4 protein-coding genes are annotated in these 11,742 nt (G+C 72.1%); all 4 read left to right on the forward strand.

All coding sequences use genetic code 11. The features are described from left to right. Positions 1 to 82 precede the first annotated feature (82 nt). The 4 genes from ABZ441_RS09445 to ABZ441_RS09460 all read left to right on the forward strand — a co-directional run bounded on the left by ABZ441_RS09445 (position 83) and on the right by ABZ441_RS09460 (position 11,734). The gene (locus ABZ441_RS09445) at positions 83 to 1,156 is read left to right on the forward strand and encodes a hypothetical protein (RefSeq protein ID WP_358970110.1); all 1,074 of its coding nucleotides are present in this window, start codon (positions 83 to 85) and stop codon (positions 1,154 to 1,156) included. Positions 1,157 to 1,213: 57 nt separating this feature from the next. Then, a complete protein-coding gene (locus ABZ441_RS09450) occupies positions 1,214 to 1,576 on the forward strand; it encodes a deoxyxylulose-5-phosphate synthase (protein WP_358970112.1) in 363 nt (120 codons plus the stop codon). Positions 1,577 to 2,765: 1,189 nt separating this feature from the next. Continuing rightward, positions 2,766 to 3,233, forward strand: coding sequence for a hypothetical protein (locus ABZ441_RS09455; protein ID WP_358970114.1), 468 nt, complete (start codon positions 2,766 to 2,768; stop codon positions 3,231 to 3,233). Continuing rightward, positions 3,230 to 11,734 (forward strand): SDR family NAD(P)-dependent oxidoreductase, encoded by an 8,505-nt coding sequence (locus ABZ441_RS09460; protein ID WP_358970116.1) that lies wholly within the window; start codon positions 3,230 to 3,232, stop codon positions 11,732 to 11,734. Before ABZ441_RS09455 ends, ABZ441_RS09460 begins: the two co-directional genes overlap by 4 nt. Positions 11,735 to 11,742: the final 8 nt, after the last annotated feature.

Consider the following 11,742-nt stretch of genomic DNA (forward strand, 5'->3'; position numbering starts at 1 on the left):
CGCGTCAGTGGCGCGCGGAGGGGCGTCTCTTCCAGTAACCAGCCGACGGTCCCAGCTCGTTCACCGCAAACGGAGTCGCCCCATGCCCCGCCATCGCCGTGCCGCCGGCACCGCCCTGCTCGTTGCCACCGCGCTCGCCGTCGGCGGCTGCGGCAGTGACACCGAACCGACTACTGCGCACACCTCCGCAGTCACCGAGGACGTGACGGAGCCGGCCGCACCCGCCGACGGGACGAACACCGAAGCCGCGCCGACGGATGAGGCGACCGGGGACGACACCTCGCTCGAGGATGCCCTCGCCGCCGCGGGTGTCGACGACGAGTTGGTCGACCAACTCGGCGACGTCGCGGACGCCAACAACTACGGCCTCGGTGAAGGCGTCGAGACCAGTCTGGAGGACCGCCGCGGACTCGCGGTCGTCCAGGTCACCGCCTGCCGCAATGTGGCCGTCGGCTACCGGACGTGGGAAGGCCTCCGCTACGCGGACGAGGCGAACGGCGCGACGGAGGAGCAGGCCGCCGCGATGGCTGACTTCCTGCGGACGGAGTTCTGCCTCCATGTCGCACCGCACGAGGAGGCCCCCCTTCCCGAGCAGACCCTCGGCGGGCCGTCCGAGGACGACCTCGGCGGTCGGGGACTCGCCTCGCCGCTGACCTGGTGGGACGGACGCTATCCGCGCATCCCGTGGTCCAAGGCGTGCGCGGCACAGACAGGGATGCCCCTCGGTGACGCCGTGGCCTACCGCCTCGCGAAGGACGAGGTCGTCTGCGCCACCGTCCCGCCAGCCACGGCGCTGAAGGAACACCTCATCAACCTGGACGTCGTGTTCTCGTCGCCGGTCGACGAGAGCCGGGCGCGGCGGGCGGCGCTCGAGCTGCTTCCGCCCGACGCGTCGGCGACGGAGCCCACGCGGGGCACCAACCCGGACTGGTCGTACATGGATGGCGGCTGCCTGAACACCAACTTCCGTACGGCGACGATGAGAGAACTGATGGACGGCCTGGGGCAGGACCCGGAATCCTGGGCATCGGCCCTCTACTACTCCGACGGATCGACCGAGGACGGAGCCGTGGGTGACTACACCGGCAAGGTCAAGCAGATCTCGCTCTCCACAGGGGCCGACCAGCCCACTTCGTCGGGTGACTTGACCTGCTGACACTCACCCCGCCGTAATCCACTCGATATCGCCACCAGCGCCGCCTACCGTGGCGACATGGCTCACGGAAAGACCTCCTATGTCTGCTTGCCCTGCCGGGCCTCGTACAAGCAGCCCTACGACAGGGACAGGCAACGGATCTGCCCGCGCTGCGCGCAGCCGCTGATCCACGTGGGCTCCGCGTTCGCGGCCCCCCGCCGCCGGGACACCGCCGCTTGGCGGACGCTGTCCGTACTGCTGCACGCGGGCGTCCGCTTCCACAAGAGCTGCTGCGGCGGACCTGGATACCGCCCCCGCACCCTGCGGGAGGTCCGCGAGCGGATGGCGTACGCCCAGCGCTGTGGCGAGCCCTTCGCGAGGTCACTCGTACGGTACGCCGTGCCCTTCTCCCCGCCGCGGGGCCGAGACGGGCGGACGTAGAGGAGGGCGAGCTTGACCCCTCACGGAGGTCGGCCCTCCAGCCGGACCGGTCACGGAGGTCAGTCCTCCGGCCGGACCGGCAGGAGGACCGAGAAGGTCGGGCCTCTTCCCGGCGCTCCGGCTCGTACCGGCGGTAGCCGCGGTCGCGTCCACCCAGGCGACGGTCAGCACCCCGGCACGGTCGCGCAACCGCGGCGCGCTCTCGCTCAGTCCGCCGTCCCGGGCCGCCTCGCCCATGCTTCCGCGCCCCTCGGCAAGGCCGACGGCCGAACCCCGGCCACCGTCCGGCTTCGCCGCTCAGGCCGGACAGCCGGCCTGCGTGGTGGCCGTGCCCGAACGGATCATCAGACAGCCGGACCCCCCGATCTGCCCCACGGCGTAGCGAGAGCAGGGCCAGGTGCTTCCCACGGTTGGATTCGGGCCGCTGCTGGGGCCGACGAGAGTCGAGGGGGTGCGGACATCCGAAGGGTCTTGATCCGATCAGATCGGGTCAGTGGGACGTCGCCGACTGCTCAGTCCGCCGCATGGTCGTCGGGTCGGCCGCAGGCCCGCCGGTCCGGCCGCCCGATGCGTGACCACCGGCGCGCACGCCAGGGTCCGCTTGCTGCCGAAGGACCTGCCTTGTCAGGCGTGACAGCGGTATGGGTGAATTCCGCTTTCCCCTTTCCCCGGGTGTGGGCCGACAGTTGCGCGGTACCGGACATAAGTGTCGAGTTGCGTGATCTTCGGGAGGCGGTTGACGGCCCTAATCAGTCAATCTAAGCTGTGGATTCGAACGGGGGGCGGGTGAGGAAACCTCATGCCGCATGGACTGGGGGGCAGCATCTCGGTGATTGTCTTTCTCTGGTCCATTCTGCGGTCACTGACTCCGGGCATCGGCATTCCGGCGTGGCCGTCCTGGGTGCGTCCTGCTTCCTTAATCACGGGAAACCGGATCGATGCGCGGCCGCACAGCCTCCGGCTGGCCATGGCGCCACCTGTGTGAGCCCATTTCGCAACGAAAAGACGCAAGCGACCAACGGGGGGACGACGCGTGCGTTCGCACATGCTCGGCCGAATTGAGCTCGACCGTGAACTGGACCGTAAATTTCGCTGATTTCGGCGAGCGCTTATCGCTGACCATTCGGTGAACGGCTGGAGAACGGGGCACGGGGGAACAGTGATCGAGGATTCGCTTCCTGCTGACGTGATGTCCGCGGAGGCATTCGACGGCGACGTGGACTTTCATTTCTTCGCCGAGGAACGCGCGACCTGCGCCGATGCCGCATCAGGGCGCCGACGAGAAGTCTCGCCGGTGCGCATCTGTGGGCGCACCGCGCACGGTGACCTGGGTATTTCCCCCTTTCTCCCATCGCCCGGGCGGTACACAGCTCCGCGTCGGACGGCCGAAGCGGTCGGCAGTACGACGCACCGCCCCGGATGCCGTTCGGCCGCGGTGGCGCGGGCCCGACGGCTCCATTCCGCCGGATTCGACGCCCGTGACGGTGCACCCCTTCCCGCCGGACGTCCGACACCCCGGCTCGCGGGGCGCCGGACGAGCCGCGACGGGGCCGTTCCGACAGCCGTCGCTCTCCACCTGCCCGTGAACGAATCCCCGGCTCGCGCATCGCACACCCGGGCACCCTCGCGCGCCTCTCTTGGGACGGAAAACCGATGACCGCCTCGCCCACGTTCACCGAATCCTTCACCGTCACCGCCGACAACCCCCTGTTGCACGGGCACGTCGTGTACGGCCGCAGCCTGCTGCCCGGTGTCGGCTACGTGGACCTGGTGCTCCAGGTACTCGCCCGGCACGGACACCCGATGCCCGAGGTGGAGTTGCGCAACCTCACCATCCTCGCGCCGCTCGTCGCCGGCCCCGGTGAGGCCGTCCTGACCACCGTCGAGGGGCGTCCCGCGGCCGGCGGGGGGTGGCGCGTCGAGGTACGCAGCCGTCGCGCCCAGGACACCGACGACGTCCTCCACGCCGTCGTCACCGCGCACCACCGCGACCCCGTCGCCTTCACGGAGCGGCTCCCGCTACCCGTCCAAGGGGTGACCCGACGCACCACCATGGACGAGATCTACACCTGGTGTCGGGAGTACGAGCTCTTCCACTCAGGTCTGATGAAGCTCGGCGGCGCGGTCCACCACCGTCCCGGCGACTGGATCGCTGAGCTGGAACTCGCGCCTGAACACCAGTCCTCCACCGGCGCGTTCCTCTTCCACCCCGCCCTCTTCGAAGCCGGGCTCCTGGGCGGCGGTGTCGCCCTGGGCATGCTGCACGGGGACAACGACGGCCCGGGCCTCTACCTCCCGCTGATGTTCGACCGGTTCCGTGCGGCCGGGTCGCTCGGCGGCCGTTGCTACGTGCGGGTGCCCGCCGACTCCGTTCGCCGCGACGACGAACTCATACGTCTGGTGGTGGAGTTCTACGACGAGGGCGGCCAGAAGGTTGCCGAAGTGGGGCAGTTCGTCGCCAAACGCATAAGGGCCGTGGGCGCGCTCGACGTCCGCGGCGGCGCTCCCGCCGCGTCGTCCGCGGTGCTGCCCTCGGCTGTCGTTCCGGTGGTGGATTCCCTGGTCGTTTCGGCTGTGCTGCGGGAGCTGGTGGGTTCTCGGCTGGGTATGTCTGCGGATGTGGTGGATGAGGGTCTGGGTTATTACGAGTTGGGTTTGGGGTCGGCGGATCTGCTGGCTCTGGTGGGGGAGTTGGAGGGGCGGCTGTCGGTGGAGCTGTCGCCGACGGTGATGTTCGAGTATCGGACGATCGCGGAGCTCGCGGCGTGGCTGGAGCCTCAGCTGCCTGCCGGTGCCGTCGCGCCGGCACCGGCCGTGCCCACGCAGGCTCCCGCCGCGTCGTCCGCGGTGCTGCCTTCCGCTGTCGTTCCGGTGGTGGATTCCCTGGTCGTTTCGGCTGTGCTGCGGGAGCTGGTGGGTTCTCGGCTGGGTATGTCTGCGGATGTGGTGGATGAGGGTCTGGGTTATTACGAGTTGGGTTTGGGGTCGGCGGATCTGCTGGCTCTGGTGGGGGAGTTGGAGGGGCGGCTGTCGGTGGAGCTGTCGCCGACGGTGATGTTCGAGTATCGGACGATCGCGGAGCTCGCGGCGTGGCTGGAGCCTCAGCTGCCTGCCGGTGCCGTCGCGCCGGCACCGGTCGTGCCCACGCAGGCTCCCGCCGAGGCTCGGGTCGAGAACGCCCCGGCTCCGCCCGCCCCGGACACTCCCGACGCCCTCTCCCTCGTACGCACCGCTCTCACCGAAGACGTGGCGGCCCTGCTCGGCGTGGAGCCCGCCGACGTGCACCCCGACGCCGAACTCAGCGAGTTCGGACTGGACCTGGGTGGGCGCGCGCGGCTCGCCGGGCGGGTGAACGAGCGGTACGGGCTGGCCCTGACCCCGGGCGTGTTCGGCGAGCACCGCACGCTGCAGGCCATGGCGTCCCACCTCGTCGGCGCCCACGGCGTCCGGAACACGCCCGCTGCCCAGGACGACTCGCCCGGCGTGCCCGCCCCGCAGGCCCACCCGCTGCTCGGGCGGACCGTGCCCGGCGGCCCGGCGAACGAGACGACGTACGAGACCCGCTTCGACGGTTCGGAGCCCTGTCTGCGTGATCATCAGGTCCGCGGCGGCCTGGTGCTGCCGGGGGTCGCGCACCTGGAGATGGCGCGCGTGGCGGTCGCCCGGGCGCTGGGCCGGGAGGATGCCGCCGCGGTCAGGCTGACCGACGTGGTGTGGCTCCGTGCCGCGGTGTACGGCCCCGACGGGCTGACGCTGCGCGTGCGCGTGCGTACCGGCGGGGAGGGCTGCGCGTACGACATCCTCGCCGTCGGCGCCGACGGCGTCACCACCCTGTGCGGCCAGGGACGGGCGAGCCTCGCCGAGAACTCCACCCGGCGCACCCTGTCCCTCTCCGAACTGCGGGCCGCATGCGCCGGGTCGACGTACACCGGTGAGCACGTCTACGGCCTCTACGGCAGCCTCGGCCTGGAGTACGGCCCGTCGCAGCGGTCGCTGACCGAGCTGCGCACCGGCAGGGACGCGGAGGGCCGCCGCCAGGTCCTGGCCGAGCTGCGCCTGCCGGAGGCGGCCGAACCCCTGCCCGGCGGCCTGCTGCACCCGAGCATCCTCGACGGCGCCCTTCAGAGCACCATCGGACTGTGGCTGGACGACGGCGGCTCGGCGACCCTCGCCCTGCCGTTCGCCCTCACCCGCGCCGAGGCCCTCGCCGCCTCGCCCGCCCGGGCGTACGCGTGGATCCGGCATCAGCCGGGGAGCGGCACCGACCGGGCCTCGGCCCGGCTGGACGTCACCGTGACGGACGAACAGGGCCGCGTGTGCGCGGAACTCACCGGCCTGTCCAGCCGCCCGCTGCCCGCCGTCGAGAGACCGGCCGAACCGGAAGCCGTGCGCTCCGGCGACGTCGCGGTCATCGGCGTGAGCGGCCGCTACCCCGATGCGGACACCCTTGAGGAGTTCTGGCAGAACCTGCGTGCGGGACGCGACTGCGTGCGCGAGGTTCCCACCGGCCGCTGGGACCACGGCCGGTACGCCGAGGCCGGCGCCGGCGGCTGGGGCGGATTCCTCAACGACATCGACCGGTTCGATCCGCTGTTCTTCCACATATCGCTGCTGGAGGCCGACTACCTGGACCCGCAGGAGCGGCTGTTCCTGCAATGCGCCCACCACACCCTGGAGGACGCCGGATACACACCCGACCGGCTCTCGCGCGGCGCGAAGGTGGGCGTGTTCGTCGGCGTGATGTACCAGGAGTACCAGCTCCTGGGCGCCCAGGCGCAGGAGCGCGGCAGGCCCGACGCCCTGTGGGGCAGCGCGTCCACGGTCGCCAACCGGGTGTCGTACTTCTACGACTTCCACGGCCCGAGCATGGCCGTGGACACCATGTGCTCCTCCTCCCTGACCGCCCTCCACCTGGCCTGCGAGGCCATCCGCAGCGGTCAGTGCGACACCGCCCTCGCGGGCGGCGTCAACCTCACCCCGCACCCCAACAAGCACCTCGTACTCGGGCAGCGCAAGTTCCTCTCCAGCGACGGCCGGTGCCGGAGCTTCGGCGAGGGCGGCGACGGCTACGTACCCGGTGAGGGCGTCGGCGCCGTCCTCCTGAAACCGCTGGAGCGCGCCATCGCCGACGGCGACCAGATCCACGCGGTGATCAAGGGCACCGCCGTCAACCACGGCGGACGCACTTCCGGGTACTCGGTGCCCACCCCGGTCGCCCAGGGCAAGGTCATCGCCGAGGCACTCACCGTCGCCGGCGTCGACCCGCGCGCCCTGAGCTACCTGGAGGCCCACGGCACCGGTACCTCCCTGGGTGACCCGATCGAAGTCAGCGGCCTGGAAAAGGCCTTCGGCCTCGCGGGCGGCGCACCCGAGCGGCTCGCCATCGGCTCCGTGAAGTCCAACATCGGGCATCTGGAGTCCGCTGCCGGCATCGCCGCCCTCACCAAGGTGCTGCTCCAGATGCGTCACGGCGAACTCGTGCCGAGCCTGCACTCCGCGAGCCTCAACCCGCACATCGACTTCGAGCGCACCCCGCTGAGTGTCCAGCGGACCCTGGAACCGTGGCGGCGCCCCGTGCTGGAGGGGCGCACGCTGCCTCGGACGGCCGGAGTGTCCAGCTTCGGCGGCGGCGGCTCCAACGCCCACGTCGTCGTCACCGAGTACCAGCCGCCGGCCCTCCCGGCCGAGGCCCCGGCCGACGGCCGCCCCGCGTTGCTCGTGCTCTCCGCGAAGAGCGAGGCCCAACTCGTCGAACAGGCCCGCCGTCTGCACGCCAGGCTCGGCGAGGCGGCCGACGCCGACCTGCCCGCGATCGCCTGGACCCTGCAGACCGGACGCATGGCTCTCGAGGAACGCCTCGCCTTCGCCGTCGGCAGCCTCGCCGAGGCCCGCGAGCGGCTGGCGTCCTTCGCCACCGCCACCGCCACCGCCCCCGCCCCGGCAGGCCCCTGGCACCGGGGGACCGCCCGGCCGGACCGTCCCGCCGACGCCACGGCGACGCACGCCGCCCTGAACGCCTGGACACGGCAGGGTTCGTACGAGGACCTGCTGGCCCGGTGGGCCGACGGAGCCGAGGTGCGCTGGGAGGACACCTGGCCCGCCGACACCCCCGTACGCCGCATCAGCCTGCCCGGCTACCCCTTCGCCCGCGAACGCTGCTGGTTCGACCTCGACACGCAGGGCGCACCACACCGGCCCGCACCACCCACCGGCTCCCCGGCCACCGACGGCACCGACGTGGTGCTCCTGCGACCCGGGTGGACCGAGCAGCAGACCACGGCCGGCTCCGCGGGCGACTTCCCGGAACGGCACGTCCTGGTCCTCGGCCTCACCGCCGACGGAGACGGCGACACCCTGCGGGCCGCCCTGCCCGCCGGGACCGAGTGCACCGTCCTCGAACTCACCGACGGCCCCTTGGACCGGCAGTACACCGACGCCGTGCGGCAGGTGTTCACGTCGGCCCGGCGGCTGCTGGAGCAGGGCGTGCGCCGGCCCACCCTCCTCCAGGTGGCCGCCGTCGGCGACAGCGACCGGCTGGCGTGTTTCCAGGGCCTGGCCGCGCTGCTGCGCACGGTCCACCTGGAGAACCCCAAGCTGCACACCCAGTACCTGGAGTGCCTGGACGGCGCCTCGCCCGCCACCGTCGCGGCGCGCCTCGTGTCCGAGGCCACCACCGTCCCGGAGCCCGAGGTACGCCACCACCGCGACGGCCACCGCCAGGTCCGCCGCCTCACCGAGGTCACCGGTGCCCGCCCGGCCGCCGCGCCCTGGCGCAATGACGGCGTCTACCTGATCACCGGAGGCATGGGCGGACTCGGTCTGCACGTCGCGCGGGACATAGCCACCTCGGGCGCGCACGCCGCGGTGGTCCTCACCGGGCGCTCCCCGCTGACCGACGAGCGGCGCGCCGCACTGGACGCCCTGCGCAGCGCGGGCCTGACCGTCCGCTACGAGACCGTCGACGTGGCCGACCGGGACGCGGTCGGCGCCCTGGTGGCGCGGGTGACCGCGGACCACGGCCCGCTGACCGGCGTGCTGCACGCCGCCGGAGTCATCGAGGACAACTTCGTGGTCCGCAAGAGCTCCGGGGAGCTCGACCGGGTCCTCGCTCCCAAGGTCTCCGGTCTGGTCAACCTGGACGAGCTCACCCGGGAGCAGCCACTGGAGTGGTTCCTCTGCTTCTCGTCCCTGGCCGGTGCCTTCGGCAATCCGGGCCAGAGCGACTACGCCGCCGCCAACGCCTTCATGGACGCCTACGCCGGACAGCGCGACCGACTCGTGAGCGAAGGGCGGCGCAACGGCCGCACCGTGTCCGTCAACTGGCCGCTGTGGGACGACGGCGGCATGGGCGCCGAGGGCCCCGTCCGCGAGCAGCTGGGCACGCTGGGCCTCGCCCCCCTCGACACGGAACGTGGTCTGGCCGCCCTGTACCAGGCCCTGGACGGAGCCGCGGGCGGTGTCACGGAGGGCAGACTGCTCGTGGTGGCGGGCGACCGTGAGGCGCTGCTGACCCGGCTGACGGAGCACACCGGGGAGCAGGCGTCGCCGGCCGCGTCGCCGCGGACCGCAGCGGTCCACGCACCGGAAGCCCTGGCAACCGGCACGGTCGCGGGCAGCGGATCCGGACGGTCCGTCGTGGACCGTGCCGTGACCCACCTCCGGCGCGTGCTGGCCTCCGCCCTCAAACTCGGGCCCGAGCGCCTCGACCCCGACACCCCGCTGGAGCGGTACGGCATGGACTCGGTGCTCGCCGTGACCATGGTCGAGCCGCTGGAGGACACCTTCGGGCCGCTGTCGCGCACGCTGCTCTTCGAGGTGCGGACGGTGCGCGGGCTGGCCCAGTACCTCGCGGACGAGAACGCGCAAGCGCTGCGCGCACTTGTCGGCGAGACGGCGCCCGAGGCTCCTCGGCCGCAGACCACCGCACCCGGGACGGCCCGGCGGGACGCCACCGCCCCCGCCCCGGTCCCGCCCCCGGCGGGCCAGGACATCGCCGTCATCGGGATCGGCGGACGCTACCCGCAGGCCGATGACGTGGACGCGTTCTGGGCGGCGCTGCGCGAGGGCCGGGACTGCGTCACCGAGGTCCCCGCCGACCGGTGGAAGACCGACGGAGACGCCCGGTACGGCGCCTTCCTCGACGGCATCGACCGCTTCGACCCGCTCCACTTCGGTATCTCGCCCCGCGAGGCCGCCGCGATGGACCCGCAGCAGCGGATGTTCCTCGAGACCGTGTGGCACCTGCTCGAACAGGGCGGCATCACCCAGGAGGTGATCGAGCGCCGCTACGACCGACGCGTCGGCGTGTACGTCGGAGCCGCGTACCAGATGTACCGGGCGGACGCCTCCGAACCGGTGCTCGCGGCGCTCACCTCGGCGGCCTCCTACAACCTCATAGCCAACCGCGTGTCGCACTTCTTCGGCCTCGAAGGACCGAGCCTCGCCGTGGACAGCATGTGCACCTCCTCGGCGATGGCCGTCCACCTCGCCTGCGCCGACCTGCTGCGCGGCGAGTGCGAGCTGGCCGTCGCGGGAGGGGTCAACCTGACCGTGCACGAGGACAAGTACGTCGCGCTCTCGGAGATGCAGCTGCTCGGTAGCCACCCGGGCGCGCGCAGCTTCCGTGACGGGGACGGTTACCTGCCGGCCGAGGCGGTCGGCGCCGTGCTGCTCAAGCCGCTGGACGCGGCGCTGCGCGACGGCGACACCGTCCTCGCGGTCCTCAAGAGCACGTCCTCGCTGCACGGAGGCCGCTCCAACGGCTTCATGACGCCCAGCCACCGCACCCAGGTCGCGGCCATGCGCAGGGCGCTGGAGCGGGCCGGTGCCGAACCCGGCTCCATCAGCTACGTCGAGTCCGCCGCCAACGGCACCGCGTTCTCCGACGAGGTCGAACTGAGCGCCCTGCGCGAGGTGTTCGCCGACGCGACCACCCCGGTGCGGGTCGGCGCCGTGAAGTCGAACCTCGGCCATCCCGAGGCGGCCTCCGGCATCGCCCAGCTCACCAAGGTCGTCCTGCAGCTCCAGCACGGCCGGATCGCACCGCTCGTCGATGTCGGAACCGCCAACCCCCGCCTGGACCTGGCCGGTTCGCCGCTCGAACTGTGCGACCGGCTGACCGACTGGGAGCCACACGACGGAACGGACACCGCCGGCGCGCCCCGGCCCCGCCGTGCCCTCATCAACTGCGTGGCGGCGGGCGGCAGCCACGTCAGCATCGTCGTGGAGGAACCGCCGGCCGCTGCCGAGGTCCGGACCGCGACCCCGGACACCGCGCCGCAGATCGTCGTGCTCTCCGCCCGGAGCGAGGAACGCCTGTCCGCGGCGGTACTGCGACTGCTCGACCACCTGACGGACCTGCCCGACGAGGACGGCACCGACTCCACCGTGGGCCTCGCGGACATCGCGTACACCACGCAGCTGGGCCGCGAGCCGCTGACCGAGCGGCTGGCCGTGGTCGCCGCCGACCGCGCCGAACTGGCACAGGCGCTCGCCGGACACATGGCCGGCACCCCCACGACCGTGCCCGTCTACCGGGGCAACACCGACGACGACCCCGGGCCCTGGGCCTCCGCCCTGTCCGGCACCCGGGGCGAGGACTTCCTCGCCGGGCTCGCCGAGGACCGGTCCCTGGAGGAACTGGCCGCCCTGTGGGTGTGCGGTGTCCGGGTGCCGTGGAACGCGCTGCACACGGGTCGGCGCCGGATGGTGCCCCTGCCTGCCACGGCGTTCCGGGCGGGCAGCCACTGGGTCGGACGTGACCCGCAGGCGGCCGCACCGGAAACGAGGGCACAGGAGCCCGTGCCGACCGTCGGCGCTGTCACCGACGCCGAGCAGACCGTGGGTCAGGCCTGGGCCGACGTCCTTCAGGTCGACCCGGCCACGCTTACCGCACGGACCGACTTCTTCTCGGTCGGCGGCAACTCGCTGCTGGCCACGCGGTTGATCAACCTCCTCAAGGAGCGGGCGGGGGTCGAGCTGCCGGTCGAAGCGGTCTTCGCCGCACCGCGCCTTTCCGACATGGCCCGAGAACTGCGGGAACGGCTCCTCGTGGCCGGGGACACGAGCACGGCCGAGCTGGATCTGATCCTCGAAGGCATCACCCTCGTCGAGCACATGAGCGACGAGGAACTGGACGCACTGGACACCGAGAACTGAGGCAGGGG

This window comes from Streptomyces sp. NPDC005752 (genome assembly GCF_040630715.1).
In the GTDB taxonomy this organism is placed as follows: domain Bacteria; phylum Actinomycetota; class Actinomycetes; order Streptomycetales; family Streptomycetaceae; genus Streptomyces.